A 17848-nucleotide genomic window follows, 5' to 3' on the forward strand; every position below is an offset into this window, starting at 1 on the left:
ATCGATCCTGTTTGGCTTATGAGCGCTTTTCTGGACTGGCTGGAAAAAATCTTGACCTGGTTTTTTGCCCTGGCCTTCGGGATGCTGCTGCTCTACCTCGGCTGGCACTGGAACAGCCATCGCCAGGACAACAGCGATCCCTGGCTGCGGGCGCAGAAGCTGAACACGGTGGATGCCTATCTTGCCTTTCTGCGCCAGTGCCAGAAATGTCCGCAGGAGAAGGCCGCCAAGAAGGCGCTGGACGAGTTGCAGCGTGTCAGCGGCCTGCTGGCGCGGCTCAACCAGCAGCATCTTCCCGAGATGGCCAGCATCACCCTGCCGGTTTTCTCTCCCGACGGCAGGACCGTCCTTGCCAGCGGCGGCCGCGGCCCTGATTTCTGGCATGCCGATGCCGGTACCCGCATCGCCCATGGCGAGAAAACCTTCGCCCGGCGTGGCGGGCGGCTTCAGGTCGACGCGCTCGACTTCGCGCCGGATGGCCGCCGGATGGCCGCAGGCACGGCGGGGCGGGAATACGGCCACCTGCTGATGTGGGACCTGACCACCGAGACCCTGGTCGCCGATCGCGAGGTGGACGGCGTCGACATCAAGGCTGTCCTGTTCTCACCCGACGGCGCCTGGTTGGGCTGGCGCGGCGACGGGCCGGTCGGCCTCTGGAATCCGGTCAGCGGACGATTCCTGCGCAGCACCCATGCCGGGGTCCAGTCCATCGCCTTCGGCATGGCCGAGGATGGTCGCCCGCTTTTCATGACGGCAGCCGGCAGAAGCCTGGTGTACTGGGATGCCAGCACCCTCGAGCTGCTCCGGGAGCGCATGGTGAACACCGATCGCGCGCTGCTGGGCTTCAGCCGCGATGGCCGGGTCCTGGCCTATACCGACGGCCGGGTGCTGGAAATCTGGGACCCGGTGACTCTGCGCCAGGTGGCCGCGCTGCGCGACCTGGAAGGAGACATCAGCGCCTTCTGCCGCGAGACCGAGACCGGCCGGCTGCTGGTCGGCACCAAGGCGGGACGCATGTATCTGTGGAATCCGGCGCTTTCGCCGGTTCCGCTGGCGCATGTGGCCGCCCACGAGGGACCGATCGAGGCGCTGTCTTGCGGTGCGGAGGGGCGCGTGGTCTCCACCAGTTGGGATGGCGCCAAGGTCTGGAGCCTGTCCAAGCTGCTGGCGACGGCGGGCCAGGAGCGCGGCGCGCGGCATTTCTGAGCCGCGCCGCGCCAGCCGGGGCGCCGTCTTGCCCCGCTCTGCCGGCGTCCCCCGTTTTTTCCATTGCCGGTGGAAATGCCCTGGCCTAATCTGAATCCGCCAGCCGGCGGGCTGGTTTTTCCATTCAGACGGAGGAACGCGCATGAAGACATACCTGACCACCTGCCTTGCAGGTTTCACGGCCCTGCTGCTGGCGCTGCCGGCGGCGCAGGCCGGGCAGTCGCTCAACGAATCCCAGGTGCCGGCTGCCGTCCTGTCGGCGTTCAGGGCGGCCTATCCGAACGCGGCGGAGGCCCGCTACGAGCAGGAAACGGAAAACGGCAGCACGACCTATGAGGTCGAATTCCGGCTGGACGGCCAGAAGATGGAGGCCGAGTACAGCGCCGATGGCAGGATCCTGAAGATCGAGCGCGACGATTGAATCGCTGACGCTTCCCATCCCGGCGGTCGTCCGCCGCCGGGGTACCGGGCAGACCCGGCATGCCGGCTCAGGCTTCCGCCCGCCTGAGCTCCGCCAGCAGGCCGGCCATCTGCTCGAGGTTCATCGGCTTGGGGAGAAACTCGGTCATGCCCGCGGCCTGCGCCGCGCTGCGTTCCTCCGCCAGCACCCCCGCCGACAGGGCGATCACCGGCAGGTGGGCGAGGGCGGGATTCTCGCGAATCCGGCGGGTCGCGGTCAGCCCGTCCATGACCGGCATCTGCACATCCATCAGTACCATCTCGAAGCGGGCGGGGTCGGCCTCGAGTATCCGCAGCGCCTCGCGTCCATCGGTTGCCAGCGCCACTTCGGCGCCTTCCAGTTGCAGGGCCTGCTGCAACACCCTGAGGTTGATGCGGTTGTCGTCCACCGCCAGCACCCGCAGGCCGGCCAGTCGCGGCCCCGCCGGTCGCGCTTCCCCGGCGGGCGCGCTGCGCTGCGGCGTGACGCCGCCGACCGTCCGTTCGAGGTCCAGTTCGAACCAGAACCGGCTGCCTCGTTCCGGTTGGCTCTCGACGCGGATCTTTCCGCCCATCAGCCCGACCAGCCGCTGGCTGATGGCCAGCCCGAGGCCGGTGCCGCCGAAGCGGCGGGTAATGCCGCTGTCGGCCTGGCTGAAGGGCTGGAACAGGCGTTCGAGCGCCATCGGCGCAATGCCGATGCCGGTATCGCGCACCACGAAGCGGAGCCGGACGCGGCGGGCGTTCGTCGCCAGCGTCTCCACCGCGATGTCGACCCCGCCCCGGGCGGTGAACTTGATGGCATTGCTGCCCAGGTTGATGAGCACCTGCTCCAGCCGCAGGCTGTCGCCGACCAGCCCGCCGACCGCTTCCGCCGGCGGGTGGACGACCAGCGCGATGTTCTTGGCGGTGGCGGCACCGCGCAGCATGCGGTCGACCTGCTCCAGCAGCGCGTCCAGCCGGAACGCCTGGAATTCCATGCTCAGCTGGCCGGCCTCGATTTTCGAGAGATCGAGGATGTCGTTGATGATCCGCAGCAGGGTGTCGCCGGCTTCGGTGATGTGGCCGACCATCTCGCGCAGTTCGGGCGACAGGGCGTTGCGGCTCAGTACCTGGGCCATGCCGAGGATGGCGTTCATGGGCGTGCGGATCTCGTGGCTCATGTGCGCCAGGAACTGGCTCTTGGCGGCGCTGGCGGCGGCCAGCTGGGCGGTGCGCTCCTCGACCTTGCGCTCCAGCGTCCGGTTCAGCTCGCGGACCGCCGCCTCGGCGCGCTTGAGTTCGGTCAGATCCCGCGCTGCCGCGAAGACGCCGGCCACCTCGCCCTGGGCGTTGCGGTAAACGCAGGCGTTGTAGAGCACGTGGGTCACCGTGCCGGAGACATGGCGGATGTCCAGCGGATAGTCGTGCACCTCGCCTTCGGCAAAGATGCGCCGGTAGCCCAGCCGCGCCCGTTCCGGATCGGTGAACAGGGCCGGGAAGTCGCTGCCGATCAGCTCGGCGCGTGACTGTCCCGTGACCTTTTCGGTGGCATGGTTCACGTCCATGATCCGTCCGTCGGCGCCGATGGTCAGCAGCGGATCGATGCTGGCCTCGATCAGGCTGCGGGCGTAGCGCGACGCCTCGGACAGCTCCGCGGTCTTGTCCAGCAGCTCGGCCGTGCGTTCGGCGACGCGCTGTTCCAGCCGGTCGTTGAGCTCGCGCAGCGCGCGCTCGGTCTGCCGGCGCTCGCTGATGTTGCGGACGAAGGCGCAGACATAGGACTCGCCGCCGAAGGCGAAGCGGGTGGCGCTGATCTCGACCGGAAAGGTAGCGCCGGTGCGGCTGCAATGGCGCGATTCGAAGGCGGGCAGCGGGCCCTGCTCCATCTGTTGCCAGCGCTGCTGCCAGGCGGCCTGGTCCAGGTCGGGATCGATGTCCCACACCGACAGCCGCTGGAGTTGTTCGCGGCTGTACTCCAGGCTCTGGCAGGCCGCCCGGTTGGCCGCCAGGATGCCGCCGTTGTCGCGCATCAGGAAGATGCCGTCGGTGGCGTGCTCGACCAGGTGCTGGTTGAGCGCCAGGGATTTTTCCAGGGTCTTGCGCAGGGTGATTTCCTGCACGGTGCCGCGCATCTGGACCGGCTGACCCTCGTCGCCGAAGCAGAATTCGCCCAGCGCCAGTATCCAGTGCTGGCTCTGGTCCGGCCAGATGACGCGAAATTCGTGCTCGAAACGCGCGTGTCCGGTGATGCAGTCCTGTACCAGCGTCTCGATGCTGGCCATATCCTCGGGATGCACGCGGCTGGCGAAGGCTTCGTAGGTGCCGGGAAACTCGCCGGGTGCGAAGCCCCATAGCCACTCGTGGTGCGGTGACCAGTTCAGCTCGCGGGTGCGCAGGTTCCAGTCGAAGGTGCCCATCTGGGCGGCATCCAGCGCCAGGCGCAGGCGTTCCTCGCTTTCGGCCAGCCGCAGCCGGGTCTCGCGGATCTGGGTGATGTCCCGCAGCGTGGCGAAGTAGTGTGTGTCGTCCAGCTGCATGGCGGTCATGTCGCCCACGAAGCTCGAGCCATCCTTGCGCACGTGCCGCCATTCATCGTGCGCCGGGATGCCGGCCATCACCGACGCGACGGCGTCGCCCAGCCGCGGGTATTCGGCGCGCGCGAGGATGTCCGGCAGGCGCAGGCCCAGCAGTTCCTCCCGCCGATACCCCAGCAGCCGGAGCGCGGCCGGGTTGGCATCGCGGAAACGAAGGTCATCGGTGAGCAGCAGGATGCCGTCCTGGGACTGTTCGAACAGGTTCAGGAACCGTGCCAGGCTGCGGCGCTCGGAGGCCTGCAGGCGCTCCATGCGGTCCCGCGCGCGGGCCTGCTGGCGCTGCCAGGCCAGGGCGGCGAGGGCGCCGAGCGAGGCCAGTGCCGCCAGCAGCCAGCCGGTTTTCTGCAGCAGCCGCTGCCAGGTTTCGCGGTGCAGTTCCCCGCTGTCCATCTTGGCGATCAACAGCCAGGACGAGCCGGGCACGGGCAGGGCTGCCGCAATGACCGGGGTGTCACGGTAATCGGGGCCTTCAAGAATGCCCCGCTGGCCCAGGGCTGCCCGCACCGCCGGCACGTCGGTGCGCGACGGGGGGATATGCAGCGGCGCGGAGGCGCCGCCGGGGCGGTGCCGCAGCGGGCTGAGATAGAGGAGCTCATCGCCCAGCTGCCGCACCAGCAGGATCTCCGCGGACCGGCTGTACACCGGCCACGCCTCCAGCAGGGGAAACAGCGCCCGCCGGGCGTCGATGACCAGGATGACCGCACCCTGCGGCTGCCCGTCGGCCAGCAGCGGCGCGATCAGGCTCATGCGCGGGGGGGGCGCCGCCTGCCTGGTCCTCGAGCGGATCGGACAGGACCGCCTGCCGGCTGCGCCAGGCCTGTTCCAGCAGCGGCCGGGTGCCTGTCGGCAGCGCCTGGAGCCGGTTGCCGAGTCCGGGCAGGATGTCGCCCCGCGCGTTCACCAGCATCACGTCCTCGTAGCCGTACTGATCGACCAGGCTGCGGAAAAACTCGCGGATGGCCGCGCGCGCCTGCGCATCCCCTTGCATCAGCCTGGCGATGGCGCGGTCGTCGGCGAAGCCGGGGTTGTGCATGAGCACGATCGCATCGCTCAGGCGTTCGCCGCGCCAGCCGGTCAGCTGGTCGACCTTGAGGCTGGCCACGCTGGCCAGGTGCCGGCTGGCCTGTCGGCGCGCTTCCTGCTGTTCGGCGTCGAGCAGGTAATGGAAGCCGCCGGCGCCCAGCAGCAGCAATAGGGCGATCGCGAATGCGCGGATGATCATCGGGGAGCTATTCCGGTTCGGGCCTGGAACGGCCACGGGTGAACAAGTCCCGTGGCAGGGCGCTGTCGAGAGGATGTTACAGGGTTTGCTGGGGGGGGGTGGAATAGCGCCACCCCGCCGGACTGCCTCAGGGATGGGGCAGGGCGTCTCAGAAGCGGAACGAGATCGTTCCGCGCAGCATTCTCGGCTCCACCGGGTGGATGAGCTTGCCGTCGACGCCCTCGCGCGGCTGGTCCTGCAGGCGGTAGGTGTAGTAATAGGCGATATCGTTGGCCCGCGCGTCGAACAGGTTGAAGAGATCCAGGCTCAGCCGCAACGGCCCGGCCTGATAGCCGCCCCCCAGGTTGACCAGCGTGGTGCTGCCCAGGGTGACGCTGCCGGACTCGTTGAGGGGCACGTCACCGAAGTGCCGCAGGCGGGCGGTGGCGAACCAGCCCTGCGGGTCCTCGTACAGGGCGCCGGCGCTGATCACCTGGCCGACCGACTGCGGGATACGGTCGGCATCGCCGGGCGCATCGGTATAGCGCGACCGGGTGAAGGCGACGTCGGCGTCCAGGGTCACGGTGTCGCTGGGCCGGTAGTAGTTGGTCCACTCGACGCCATAGCGGTTGCCGGCGCCGGTCGGCTCGGTGGTGCCCTCGTCGCCGACGAACACCAGTTCGCTATCGCTGTGCAGGTACCAGAGGGCCAGTGTGGTATTGAGGCCGGGCAGATACTGCGAACGGGTGCCCAGTTCGGCGCCCCGGGTGCGCGACAGCGGCGACACCGGGTTGATGATGGGCTGGACGCCGGGATCCTGCCGGGCAACGGCACCGCGGGCGTCGTTGGAGTGGAAGCCGTAGCCGAGGTTGAGATAGAACTCGGTCTCCGCCCAGGGCCCGAGAATCAGGCTCAGCTTGGGGCTGGCCAGGCTGGCGGCGGTCTGGCCGCCGTTGCGTTCGCCGGCCACCACCGTGTTCTCGAACACGAAGATGTCTTGCCGGAGACCCGCCTCGGTGCGCAACCAGGGCAGCCAGTGGTTTTCGCTCTTGCCGTACAGGCCGATGCTGGTCTCGTCGACGTCATCGATGCTGGTGACCGCGAAGATGTCGCGGCGGAAGCTGTTGGCCAGTTCCAGGCCCCGGATCCGGTCGCGGCGCAGCTGGATGCCGAGGGTGTTGTCCATCGGCAGGCCGAACAGCTGGTTGAACCAGGTCTGCGAGGCGTTGCCGCCGTAATACAGGCGGTTCTCGCCCTGGAAGATCTGGTCGCCAAGCGTCGGATGGGTCAGGTAGAAGGTGAAATCGGAATACAGGTCGAGCTGGTAGTAGGCCAGATAGAGGCTGGCCTCGTTCCGGTAGCCGTCGCCCCGGCTCCAGAGGTTGAGCGAGCCCGTGTAGCGGTCGGTGTTGCCGCCGTCGGTGTCGTTCAGGGTGCCGTAGAGCGGCAGCTGACGGGTCTTGACCAGCGCCTCGGGGATCTGGTTGGTCGCGATCCAGTTGGAGCCGTAGCCCTGGCCGATGAAGGACAGGCCCCAGTCCTGGCGGTCGAGGGTGTAGCGCAGCAGGCCGTTGTACTGATCCAGCTGCATGGGCTGCTGCCAGGGCCCGTCGTAGAAGTTGACGGCGAGACCGTACAGGAGATCGCCCGATCCCAGCCGGTTGGAGTTGGCGGCGACGCCGCGGTAGTAGTCGAATTCGCCGCCGGTGAGGTTGACGAAGCCCGCGTCCAGTCGCGTTCGGGTGTGTATCTGGGCATAACCGGCCGAGGCGAAGTCGCCCATTTCGGCGTAATAGGGCCCCTTGCCGTACTCGACCCGCTCCACCAGCTCGGGAATGATGCTGTTGAGATCGAGGTAGCCCTGGCCGTGGGCGTTGGTCGGCAGGTTCATCGGCACGCCGTCGACCCAGGTCGCGAAGTCGGTGCCGTGGTCGAGATTGAAGCCGCGCAGGAAATACTGGTTGGCCTTGCCCGTGCCGCTGTGCTGGGTGGCGATCATGCCCGGGATGACCTCGACCAGCTCGCCGACCCGCAGCAGCGGGCGGGTACGGAACTGGTTGCGGCCGACCACGCCCTGGGATGCCGAGCCCGCCTGGCCCAGCAGGTCGCTTTCCCGCCCCTGGACCTCGATCGTTTCCAGGCTGACGGGCTCCTCCAGCACGGGCGGCGTGGCGGTATCCGGCGGGTTCGCGGCGGCGGCCGCCGGCTCGTCGGCGGGCGGCGGGAGCGGCGTCTGCGCCCGGGTTTCGCCGCTGGCGCCGAGCGCCAGGCAGATGGTCCACACCAGCCGCGGCCGGGTGTCGGGGCAGGGCTGAAAGCGCTGTCCCGCGAGCCGGGCCGGGCGGGAGCTGAGAGGCAGGGCCAGCATGATGGGAATGTCCGGTACGATGGGTGCGCGGCCAGCCCGGGCGGTTCCGGGCCGCTGCCGCGGTCGGGTCGGCTTGTGCCGGGGCAGGTTAGCCGAACCCGCCCCGGTTCGCCATCGCCGGGCAAAAACGGACTGTTCGACGCGGGTGCCGGCCGAATGCATGGTCGTGTCACCGCATTGCGGGTACCATCGACGGAAGCGGACGGCGCCACGTCGTCGCGCGATCACCGGTTCATGCTCGCAGCCAGGAAAACGCCATGCACAAGCTCTCGATGCCATCGGCCGCGCTCGCGGCGTGTCTGCTGATCGCCAGCGGCAGCGCCGCTGCCCATACCTTCGGCGCCGCCGGCGCCGGCCTGGCCCAGGGCTTTGCGCATCCCTTCCTGGGCGCGGATCACCTGCTGGCCATGCTGGCCGTGGGGATCTGGTCGGCGCTGCAGGGCGGGCGTTCGCTCTGGCAGTTGCCGCTGGCCTTCGTGGCGGCGATGTCCCTCGGCGGCTGGCTGGGGCTCGAGGGCCTGGGCTGGGGCCAGGTCGAGCCGCTGATCGCCCTCTCGGTGGTCGTGCTGGGGCTCCTGGTGGCCAGTCGCACGGCGTTTTCCGGCGCGGCCGGCGTGGCGCTGGTGGCGCTGTTCGCGCTGTTCCACGGCTACGCCCATGGCGCGGAGATTCCCGAGGCCGCCGCTCCGCTGCCCTACGCCGCGGGATTCCTGCTGGCGACGGCCGTCCTGCATGGCCTGGGTCTGGCGCTCGGCCTCTCCAGCCGGCGCTGGCACCTGTTGCCGCGCCTGGGCGGGGCGGCGATTGCCGCGACCGGTGTCTATCTGCTGACCGGGCTCTGATGCCGGCGGCGGGTAACCGGCGTGCATGAGCTGTCGCTCTGCCAGGATCTGCTCGAACAGCTGACGACACTGGCACATCGGCACGGCGCCCGGGCCGTCAGCCGGGTCGAGGTGCAGGCCGGCCTGCTGTCCGGGGTCGAGCCGCAACTGCTGGAGACCGCCTTCCTGCTGGCGCGCGAGGGTACCGTGGCGGCGCAGGCCGAGCTGGTCATGCGCAGCGCCCCGCCCCGCGTGCGTTGCGGGGATTGCGGCGCTGAAGCCGAGGCGCCGCCCGGCGACCTTGCTTGCCCGCATTGCCGCAGCCTGGCCACGGAACTGATCGGCGGCGATGAATTGATCCTGGCCCGCGTGGAGCTGCTCCAGCCGGACACCTGACGGCCGGCGGCCCCGGCGGGCTGGCCTTTCCCCGAGAACGAGGCTAACCATCCATGTGCGATACCTGTGGCTGCAACATTACCGACGGCAATCGGCATCTGCTGGCCCCGGCGCCGAGGGCGCGGGTGGCGGGCGACAGTCCGGCGGCGATCCTCGAGGGGCTGATGACCCACAATGACCGCCAGGCGGAGCGGAACCGGGCGCGCCTGGATGGGCACGGGGTGTTGACGATCAACCTGATGTCCTCGCCCGGCTCCGGCAAGACCGCGCTGCTGGAGGCCACCATCCGGCGCTTGCAGGGCCGCCTGCGGATCGGCGTCATCGAGGGCGATCTCGAAACCGAGAACGATGCCGCCCGCATCCGTGCCCTGGGCGCCCCGGCACACCAGATCACCACCGGCACCGCCTGTCATCTGGATGCCCACCTGGTGCAGGGTGGCCTGGACCGGCTGAATCTCGCCCAGCTCGACATCCTGTTCATCGAGAATGTCGGCAACCTGGTCTGTCCCGCCAGCTTCGATCTCGGGCACCATCGCAACGTCACCCTGCTGTCGGTCACCGAGGGTGACGACAAGCCGGCCAAGTATCCGGTCATGTTCCGCGCCGCCGACCTGATGCTGGTGAGCAAGACCGACCTGCTGCCCCACCTGGAGGAGTTCTCGCCCGAGCGGGCGGAAGCCTGCCTGCGCCGTCTCGCCACCCGCGCACCGGTGCTGCGCCTGTCCGCCAGGACCGGCGAGGGGCTGGACGCCTGGATCGACTGGCTGCAAGGCGAGCGCCGGCACTACCGGCAGTTGCTGGCCGACCGGCAGACCCTGCGGCCCCGGGTCGAGGCGGCGGGGCGCCGCCTGCATGCCCGGCCGCCAGTGGTGACCTTCCGGCCCGTCGCGGGCGCCGGCGCCTGAGACCCGCCGGCCGGAACCGGGCCAGGTTGCTGCCCGGGGGCGCGCGGTGACGCCGGCCGAAACCGCGGCGCCCGCGAGCGCCCGCCGCATCCGGGTGCGCGGCCGGGTTCAGGGGGTCGGCTACCGGCCGTTCGTGCTGCGGCTGGCGCTGACGCTCGGGGTGCAGGGCTGGGTCCGGAACGTGGGCGGCGCGGTCGAGATTCAGGCCGAGGGTCCCTCGGCAGGGCTCGACTGCTTCGCGCGGGCGCTGCTGGCCGAGGCACCGCCGCTGGCGCGGCCGGAGACACCCGAGATGCGGGCCGTGGCGCCGCAGGGCTGCCGGGGGTTCGTCATCCTTCCCAGCGCGGCGACCGACCGGGACGCCATCGTCATCCCGCCCGACCATTTCGTCTGCGCCGATTGCCTGGCGGAAATGCGTGATCCCGCCGCCCGCCGCCATCGCTACCCGTTCACCAACTGCACCCAGTGCGGGCCGCGCTACACCCTCATCGATCGGCTGCCCTACGACCGTCCCAACACGGCCATGGCGGATTTTCCGCTGTGCGACGACTGCCGGGCTGAGTACGGGAATCCCGCCGACCGGCGCTATCACGCCCAGCCGCTGGCCTGTCCGCGCTGCGGTCCGACGCTGACCTGGCAGGTGTCGGGGGCGCCGCCCGTGCGCGGCAACGAGGCGGCCCTGGCGGCCTGCGTCGCGTTGCTGCGGGCCGGCGGCATCGTCGCCGCCAAGGGTGTGGGCGGTTATCATCTGTTGTGCGATGCGCGCGCGGATGCCGCCGTGCGGCGGCTGCGGGCGCGCAAGCGCCGGCCCGACAAGCCGCTCGCGGTCATGCTGCCCGGGGACGGCCTGGATGGCGATGATCGCCTGGCGGGCATCGCCGTGCCGGCGCCCGGCGATCTCGGCCTGCTGCGATCGCCGCTGCGCCCCATCGTGCTGTTGCCGAAATCCCGCGAGTTTGCCCTGTCGGCGGCGATTGCCCCGGGGCTGGACGAGATCGGCCTGATGCTGCCCTACAGCCCGCTGCACCATCTGCTGCTGGCGGACTTCGGCGGTCCCCTGGTCGCGACCTCGGCCAACCTCAGCGGCGAGCCGGTTCTGACCGATGCCGCCAGCGTGGCAAGCCGTCTCGGTGGCGTGGCCGACGCCTTTCTCCATCATGACCGGCCCATCCGGCGGCCGGCCGACGATGCGGTGTTCCGGCGGCTGGCCGGCCGGCAGCGACCGCTGCGGCTGGGCAGGGGGCTGGCGCCGGTCGAGCTGCGGCTGCGGCGGCCGGTACCGTGCCCGATGCTGGCGCTGGGCGCCGATCTCAAGAACACCATCGCCCTGGCCCAGGACGACCGCGTGATCGTCTCGCCGCATCTGGGCGATCTTGGCGCGCCACGGAGTCTCCAGGTCTTCGGGCAGGTGATCGAGGATCTGTGCCGCCTGTTCGCGGTGCGGCCGGAACTGGTGGTCGCCGACGCCCATCCGGACTACCTGTCCACCCGCTGGGGCAGCGCCAGCTGGCCGGAGCGGGTGACGGTGCACCACCATCTGGCCCATGCGGCGGCGGTGAGCGGCGAGTTCGGGCTGGACGAGCCGCTGCTGGTGTTCGCCTGGGACGGGCTGGGCTATGGCGAGGATGGCACGCTCTGGGGCGGCGAGGCGCTGCTGGGTCAGCCGGGCGCCTGGCAGCGGGTGGCCAGTCTGCGGCCCTTCCGCCTGATCGGTGGCGACAGGGCCAGCCGCGAACCCTGGCGCTGCGCGCTGGCGCTGTGCCTGGAAGCGGAGCTTGACTGGCCCGCGGCGCCGGCGGCGGCGTCGCTGGCCCGAGTGGCCTGGCGGCGTGGCCTGAATGCGCCGCTGAGCAGCTCGGCGGGGCGCCTGTTCGACGCGGCAGCGGCCCTGATCGGGCTGTGCCGGACGCAGAGCCACGAGGGCCATGCCGCCGCGCGGCTGGAGGCGCTGGCCTGTGGCCTGCCAGCCGCCGCCGTCGAGCTGCCGCTGCTGCGCCAGGATGGGCTCTGGCGGATCGACTGGTCGCCGCTGTTGCCCCGGCTGATGGCCGACGACACACCGCCGGTGATGCGGGCCGGCCAGTTCCATGCCAGCTTGGCGGCGGCCATCCGCGCGGTGGCGCTGCGCGTGCGTGATGAGCACGGCATCCGCCGGGTCGGCCTGACCGGCGGCGTGTTCCAGAACCGTCGCCTGCTGGCCCGGGCGCAGCGGCTGCTGGTGCGGGCGGGCTTCGCGGTGTCGATTCCGGAGCGGTTGCCGGTCAACGACGCCGCCATCAGCTTCGGCCAGATCGTCGAGGCCCAGGCCCGGGTCGCGCGCCAAGCGGCGTCCGTGGCGGCGTTGCCGCCGGGACATGATTCAATGGACAGACACCATGACAGGAAACATCGGGATGCATGAGCCAGCCGACCGGATCGATATCCGGCAGAAACTCGCCGCCGAGAGCGGCGTCCTCGCCTGGACGGAGCTGCAACGGCATTTTGCCCGCGGCGCGGTGATCGTGGTGCAGGAGGGCCTGGACCTGCTGGCGGTAGCGGAGGCCATGGCCCGGGACGAGACGGCCCGGCTGCGGGACTGGCTGGCCGCCGGGCAGGTGAGACGGGTGGACGATGCCCTGGCCCGTCAGTGGGCGCCGGCGAACCCGGCGTTCCGCGCCGTCGTGGTGGCGCCCTGGGTGCTGGTGCAGCGGGTGCTGGACGGCTGATGCGGGCGCGGCGGCGTAACGTCTCTCGCAACGTTTCTCAAGGCATGGAGCTGAAGAATGGAAATCGTATGGATCGCCAGCGCGTACTTTGCCGGCCTGCTGGCCAGCCGGCTGGGCCTGCCGCCGCTGGTCGGGTATCTGGTGGCGGGCTATGGCCTGAATCTCGCCGGCGTGCATGCCGAGGCTCTGCTTGGCCAGCTGTCCCACATCGGCATACTCCTGCTGCTGTTCACCGTCGGCCTGAAGCTGAAGATCGGCACCATCTTCCGGCGCGAGGTGATGGGCGTCGGCGGGCTGCACCTGTTCGTGGTGGCGGTCTTTTCCGGGCTGTGGTTCTTCGTCGAGCATCAGCACATCACCGGCGGCCTGATGCTGGGCGTAAGCCTTGCCTTCTCCAGCACGGTGCTGGCGGTGAAGGTGCTGGAGGACAACCGCGAACTGGAGAGCTTCCACGGCCGCATCGTCATGGGCATCCTGATCCTGCAGGATCTGATTGCCGTGGGCCTGCTGGCCGTCGCCGGCGCCAAGACGCCGTCGCCCTGGGCGCTCGGACTGCTGCTGCTGCCCCTGTTGCGGCCGCTGGCCGCCTGGCTGTTCGAGGTAACCCAGGCCAGCGAACTGCGGCTGCTGCTGGGTGTGCTGCTGGCCTTCGCCGGCGGCAAGCTGGCGCAGGCGGTCGGCGTGGCCGACGATCTCGGCGCGCTGCTGATGGGGTTGCTGCTGGCGGGGCATCCGGATGCCAACGATCTCGGCCGCAAGCTGTGGGGCCTGAAGGAGGTGCTGCTGGTCGCGTTCTTTCTGGAGATCGGCCTGCATGGCACACCCACGGCGGGCGAGCTTGTCACCTCGCTCAAGCTGCTGCTGGTGCTGCCCCTGCAGGGCTGGCTGTTCTTCACCCTGCTGCTGCTGACCGGGCTGCGCGCGCGCACCGCGTTTGTCGCCTCGCTGGCGCTGATGACCTACAGCGAGTTTGCGCTGATCGCGACCTATCCGGTGATCGAGTCCGGCCTCCTGGAGCGCTCCTGGAGTGCCGTGCTGGGCTTCACCGTGGCGGCCTCCCTGGCCATCGCGGCGCTGCTGAACCGGCATTCGCACCGCCTCTTCGGCAGCCTGGAGCCCTGGCTGGTCCGCTTCGAGCGGCGGGTGCCACACCCTGACCAGGTGCCGGCCGATTTCGGCAATGCCACCTGGCTGGTGGTCGGCATGGGACGTACCGGCCGGGCCGCCTACGAGACGCTGGCGCGTGCCCGCCACAAGGTGCAGGGCCTGGATGCCGACCCCACCCGCGTCAGCCGCCTGCAGGCGGAGGGGTTGCGGGTGGTCTACGGCGACAGCGAGGACCCGGAGCTCTGGCGGCAGGCGGTGCTGGAGAACCTGAGCGGCATCATCCTGGCGCTGCCGGACTTCAACGCCCGCTGCCTTTCCCTCAGGCAGCTGCGCTCGAAGGGCTACACGGGACGGGTGGGTACCACGTCTTTCAGCCCGCAGGAGGACCCCGCCCTCTACCGTGCCGGGGCCGATGTGGTGTTCCACCCCTTCACCGAGGCCGGCATCGAGCTTGCCGAGCGGCTGCTGGAAACCCTGCCGGCCCCGGCCGACCCGGATTCCGATAGTCCGCGCGGGTCGCCGGAGCCGGTCGTCAGAGGTTCGGCAGCAGGCCCTTCATGACCAGGTCGGTCAGGCTGACCACCCCCAGGACTTCGCGGTCCTTGACCACCGGCGCCCGGCTCAGGCCGAAGCGGTCGAACAGGCGGGCGCAGTAGCGGATGTCCATGTCCGGGTGCACGGTGAAGGCCGGCTTGACCATGATCTCGTAGATATTGACCCGGTCCGGCGCCCGGTCCCTGGCCAGCACCTCGCGCGAGATGTCCGACAGCGAGACGATGCCGATCTCGTCGTGGTCATTGCGCGGCCTGACGATCAGCGTCTTGGTCTCGACGTGCTGCATGGTTTCCAGGGCGGCGGCGACGGTGGCCATGCCCTCCACCAGGTCGAAGTGGGTCTTCATCACGTCGCGCACGCGGATCAGCGGTTTGCTGCCCATGGTTCAGATCTCCTCCTCGACGCGGCCGCTGAGCCTGCGCACCTGATGGTCGATGCCGACGGCATCCTCGACATCGACCTGGAAGGCGATGCCGCTGCCGGGCTTGCTCTTGAAGCCGGCCACCTCGGCGATGGTTTCCAGGATGTGGCGGCTGAGATGTTCCTCCACCAGCAGCAGGATCACGTCCCGCTGCGCCTCCAAGGCCAGGCCGAAGAAGGTGCGGGTCTTCTCCAGGCCCTCGCCGCGGGCCTGGCCGATGATGGTGGAGCCGGTGGCGCCGGCCTTGCGCGCGGCGTCGAGCACGGCCTGGGTGGCCTGGTCCTCGACACAGGCCAGGATGAGCTTGAAGTGCATGGTTGTCCTCCTCGGGGTGGGATGGCCAGCCCGGCGCGAGCCGGAGTCTCGGGTAGGGCGGTCATGGCTCGCCGGTCTCCGCGGATGTCTTCGACCGGCGGCTGCGCCATTGGCTCAGCTGGGCGTAGCCGAGCACGGTCATGATCGGAAACAGGCTGGCGAAGGCGATGAGGCCAAAGCCGTCCAGCATGGGATGGCGGCCGGGTATGTGGCTGGCGAGACCGAGGCCGAGGGCGGCCACCAGCGGCACGGTGACCGTCGAGGTGGTGACGCCGCCGGAATCGTAGGCGAGCGCCACGATGCTGCGGGGCGCCCACCAGGTCTGTGCCAGCACCAGGACGTAGCCGGCGATGATGTAGTAGTGCAGGGGCGTGCCGGTGACGATGCGGAACACCCCCAGGGTGATGCCGATGGCAACGCCCAGGGCGACGGCGATACGAAGTCCCCAGGGCTGGATCGAGCCACCGGAAACCTGGCTGGCCTTCAGGGCGACCGCCAGCAGCGAGGGTTCGGCAATGGTGGTGGCGAACCCGATGGCAAAGGCGAAAAGATAGGCCCAGCCGTAATGCCACCAGGTCGCTGCCCCGGCGAGTTGGCGCGGCCCGATGAAGCCCGGCTCGGTGAGTTGCTGGGCCATCAGCTTGCCCAGCGGAAACAGGGCGCGCTCCAGCCCTTCCAGGAAAAACGTCAGGCCCGCCAGCACCAACAGAAAACCCATCAGCACCTGGGGCAGGTTGGCGATCCGGCGGCGCAGCACCAAGAGCTGGAAGCTCAGCAGGATGCCGGCGATCGGCAGCACGTCGATGCTGGTGAGCTGTAGTGTCTGCCACAGGCCATGCAGCCGGTCGCCGGCCGTCACCGCAGCGCTCCGTAGGCCATGACGAAAATCATGGGTGTCAGCGAGGCCAGCGCGATCAGGCCGAACCCGTCGGTCATGGGATTGCGGCCCTCGATGCTGGAGGCCAGCCCGACGCCCAGCGCCGTCACCAGCGGCACCGTGATGGTGGAGGTGGTGACACCGCCGGAGTCGTAGGCGATGCCGACGATCTCCGGCGGGGCGAAGAGGGTCATGACGACCACGCTGAGATAGCCCAGGATGATGAGGTTCTGGATGGGCCAGCCGCGCAGGATGCGCAGCACGCCGATGACAACCGCCAGGCCCACCGACAGCGCCACGGTGTAGCGCAACCCTTCCGCGTAGTCCTGGCGGGCCGCTTGCGTATCCGCGATCCAGCCGCCACCGGCGGCGACGCCGGCGGCTTCGCCGGCCACCGCGATCAGGGCGGGTTCCGCCACCGTGGTGCCGAAGCCGAGGGCAAAGGCGAACAGCAACAGCCAGCCGAGACTGCCCTTGGCGGCGAAGCTCCAGGCCAGCGATTCACCGATGGGAAACAGCCCCAGTTTGAGCCCCTGTACGAACAGGGCCAGCCCCGCCACCACCAGGGTCAGTCCCCACAGCAGGTCGAGCAGGTTGGGCAGGGGCTGTTTCAGCACCAGCAGCTGGAAGACGGCAATGACCAAGATGATGGGAGCCAGGTCCCGCAGGCTCGCAGCCAGGGGCGCCAGCAGTTGCCAGACGAAGGTGCGCATCGGGAAAGGGGCGAGGGATCGGAAGAACGCTCATGGACGTCGCGGCTGGCGCCCGGGCGGGCGGGGCGCGTCGGCGGCTATTCCGGCAGATGCCTGGAACGGGTCCCGCGCCGGCGCCGCCGGCGGGGCGTGGCCGGCCCGGCGGGGGCCGAAGAACAGGGCGAGAATCTGCCGGCGGCCGATGACCCGCGCCAGTTCGGATGCCGTCGAAAACGCGAAGACCGTCAGCGCCATGAACAGGTGGTTGCTCCAGAAGAGCGGCCATACGATCGAGGCGGTGTATTGCCGCCAGGCGGCGCCCGGCGAGGCGTGTTCACGGAAGAGCGGCGGCAGCACGTCCTCCGCCACGATCGCCAGCGAGGCGAGGCTGCCGTACAGCAGGGTTTTCCAGAGTACCGCCAGGATCAGCGGGCGGTCGGCAAACAGGTTGGCCAGGCGCCGTTCGTCGAGCAGCAGGTAGAGCTTGCCCAGCACCAGGGCGCTGATCGTCGCCATGGCCGAACGGCCGGGCGTGATGCCGTAGCCTTCCTCGTCCAGATGGCGGATCAGCACGCCGATGTGGAAGGTGACCAGGAAGAACAGGGTCGGCGGCAGCGCCCGCCTGAACTCCCGCAGCAGGACGCGCAGGACGGTCATGCGTGGTCACCGGTTTGCCGGTAGAGCGCCAGCGCCGTCAGCAGCCAGGCAGCCATGAAGGCCAGCCCGCCCAAGGGCGTGACCATGCCCAGCCAGCGCAGGCCGCTGATGCTGAGCAGGTAGAGGCTGCCGGAAAAGACCGCGATGCCCCCCAGCATCAGCCCACCCGCCCAGGTCAGCAGGCGCGATCCGGGGCGACGTTCCGCCAGCAGTCCGATCCAGCCCAGCCCCAGCGCATGCCACATGTGGTAATCGACCGCCGTGCGATAGAGGGTCAGGTCGGCCTCGCCAAGGTGGCCTTTCAGGCCGTGGGCGCCGAAGGCGCCCAGCGCGACGGCCAGCAACCCCGCGAGAGCTGCCGAGATCAGGAGGGTTCTGCTATGCATGGGAACAACAAAACGGAGTCGGGTCTTGCCATCAGGCTATCTTGGGGCCGGCAGCTCGGCGAGCCCCGGAACAGTGCCACCACGCCCGTTGGCGTGGGGCTCCACTCGCAGGGCGATAGTGTACGCCCAAGCCGGCGCTGCTCTCATGCTGGACGTCATTCCGCACGGCGCCCGAAGGGCCTGCGAGTCCCCCCGGCTGTCCGCCAAGGCGGCCCCATGCGG

General features: G+C 69.7%; 17 protein-coding genes. 8 read left to right on the forward strand and 9 right to left on the reverse strand.

Features of this window, described 5'->3' with window-relative positions; all coding sequences use genetic code 11:
* Positions 1 to 18: 18 nt before the first annotated feature.
* Both ACYQ1H_RS04145 and ACYQ1H_RS04150 read left to right on the forward strand, forming a co-directional pair.
* The gene (locus ACYQ1H_RS04145) at positions 19 to 1206 is read left to right on the forward strand and encodes a WD40 repeat domain-containing protein (RefSeq protein ID WP_460026800.1); all 1188 of its coding nucleotides are present in this window, start codon (positions 19 to 21) and stop codon (positions 1204 to 1206) included.
* Between the two features lie 142 nt (positions 1207 to 1348).
* Positions 1349 to 1627 carry a PepSY domain-containing protein gene (locus ACYQ1H_RS04150; RefSeq protein WP_460026801.1) on the forward strand — a complete coding sequence of 93 codons (279 nt, stop codon included), beginning with the start codon at positions 1349 to 1351 and terminating at the stop codon, positions 1625 to 1627.
* Positions 1628 to 1694: 67 nt separating this feature from the next.
* Here ACYQ1H_RS04150 and ACYQ1H_RS04155 read toward each other — a convergent pair whose 3' ends face one another.
* The 3 genes from ACYQ1H_RS04155 to ACYQ1H_RS04165 all read right to left on the reverse strand — a co-directional run bounded on the left by ACYQ1H_RS04155 (position 1695) and on the right by ACYQ1H_RS04165 (position 7789).
* The gene (locus ACYQ1H_RS04155) at positions 1695 to 4610 is read right to left on the reverse strand and encodes a PAS domain-containing hybrid sensor histidine kinase/response regulator (protein ID WP_460026827.1); all 2916 of its coding nucleotides are present in this window, start codon (positions 4608 to 4610) and stop codon (positions 1695 to 1697) included.
* Positions 4611 to 4812: 202 nt separating this feature from the next.
* Entirely contained in the window at positions 4813 to 5442 is a 630-nt protein-coding gene (locus ACYQ1H_RS04160; protein WP_460026802.1) for a hypothetical protein, read from the reverse strand.
* Positions 5443 to 5590: 148 nt separating this feature from the next.
* On the reverse strand, positions 5591 to 7789 hold the full coding sequence (locus tag ACYQ1H_RS04165) for a TonB-dependent receptor (protein WP_460026803.1): 2199 nt from the start codon (positions 7787 to 7789) through the stop codon (positions 5591 to 5593).
* Between the two features lie 257 nt (positions 7790 to 8046).
* On the opposite strand from ACYQ1H_RS04165, the gene ACYQ1H_RS04170 reads away from it, so the two are divergent.
* From ACYQ1H_RS04170 to ACYQ1H_RS04195, 6 genes are read left to right on the forward strand one after another with little or no spacing between them, the layout of a single operon-like run.
* Entirely contained in the window at positions 8047 to 8631 is a 585-nt protein-coding gene (locus tag ACYQ1H_RS04170; RefSeq protein WP_460026804.1) for a HupE/UreJ family protein, read from the forward strand.
* A gap of 21 nt (positions 8632 to 8652) precedes the next feature.
* Complete coding sequence (locus tag ACYQ1H_RS04175) at positions 8653 to 9006, forward strand: hydrogenase maturation nickel metallochaperone HypA/HybF (protein WP_460026805.1); 354 nt, start codon at positions 8653 to 8655, stop codon at positions 9004 to 9006.
* Positions 9007 to 9059: 53 nt separating this feature from the next.
* The gene (hypB, locus tag ACYQ1H_RS04180) at positions 9060 to 9911 is read left to right on the forward strand and encodes a hydrogenase nickel incorporation protein HypB (protein WP_460026806.1); all 852 of its coding nucleotides are present in this window, start codon (positions 9060 to 9062) and stop codon (positions 9909 to 9911) included.
* A gap of 46 nt (positions 9912 to 9957) precedes the next feature.
* On the forward strand, positions 9958 to 12312 hold the full coding sequence (gene hypF / locus ACYQ1H_RS04185) for a carbamoyltransferase HypF (RefSeq protein ID WP_460026807.1): 2355 nt from the start codon (positions 9958 to 9960) through the stop codon (positions 12310 to 12312).
* Positions 12305 to 12616 (forward strand): DUF2288 domain-containing protein, encoded by a 312-nt coding sequence (locus ACYQ1H_RS04190; RefSeq protein ID WP_460026808.1) that lies wholly within the window; start codon positions 12305 to 12307, stop codon positions 12614 to 12616. The genes hypF and ACYQ1H_RS04190 overlap by 8 nt, the downstream gene beginning before the upstream one ends.
* A 57-nt stretch (positions 12617 to 12673) precedes the next feature.
* Positions 12674 to 14284 carry a cation:proton antiporter domain-containing protein gene (locus ACYQ1H_RS04195; protein WP_460026809.1) on the forward strand — a complete coding sequence of 537 codons (1611 nt, stop codon included), beginning with the start codon at positions 12674 to 12676 and terminating at the stop codon, positions 14282 to 14284.
* On the opposite strand, the gene ACYQ1H_RS04200 is transcribed toward ACYQ1H_RS04195, so the two are convergent.
* From ACYQ1H_RS04200 to ACYQ1H_RS04225, 6 genes are all read right to left on the reverse strand, one after another.
* Positions 14256 to 14660: a CBS domain-containing protein gene (locus tag ACYQ1H_RS04200; RefSeq protein ID WP_460026810.1), complete on the reverse strand. Its 405-nt coding sequence runs from the start codon at positions 14658 to 14660 to the stop codon at positions 14256 to 14258. The genes ACYQ1H_RS04195 and ACYQ1H_RS04200 overlap by 29 nt on opposite strands.
* A gap of 3 nt (positions 14661 to 14663) precedes the next feature.
* Positions 14664 to 15014, reverse strand: coding sequence for a P-II family nitrogen regulator (locus ACYQ1H_RS04205; RefSeq protein ID WP_460026811.1), 351 nt, complete (start codon positions 15012 to 15014; stop codon positions 14664 to 14666).
* A gap of 61 nt (positions 15015 to 15075) precedes the next feature.
* On the reverse strand, positions 15076 to 15873 hold the full coding sequence (locus tag ACYQ1H_RS04210; RefSeq protein WP_460026812.1) for a DUF1538 domain-containing protein: 798 nt from the start codon (positions 15871 to 15873) through the stop codon (positions 15076 to 15078).
* Entirely contained in the window at positions 15870 to 16604 is a 735-nt protein-coding gene (locus ACYQ1H_RS04215) for a DUF1538 family protein (protein WP_460026813.1), read from the reverse strand. The genes ACYQ1H_RS04210 and ACYQ1H_RS04215 overlap by 4 nt, the downstream gene beginning before the upstream one ends.
* 30 nt (positions 16605 to 16634) lie before the next feature.
* Complete coding sequence (locus ACYQ1H_RS04220) at positions 16635 to 17240, reverse strand: hypothetical protein (RefSeq protein ID WP_460026814.1); 606 nt, start codon at positions 17238 to 17240, stop codon at positions 16635 to 16637.
* Positions 17237 to 17626, reverse strand: coding sequence for a DUF423 domain-containing protein (locus ACYQ1H_RS04225; RefSeq protein ID WP_460026815.1), 390 nt, complete (start codon positions 17624 to 17626; stop codon positions 17237 to 17239). Before ACYQ1H_RS04225 ends, ACYQ1H_RS04220 begins: the two co-directional genes overlap by 4 nt.
* Positions 17627 to 17848: the final 222 nt, after the last annotated feature.

Source organism: Methyloparacoccus murrellii (assembly GCF_054657115.1).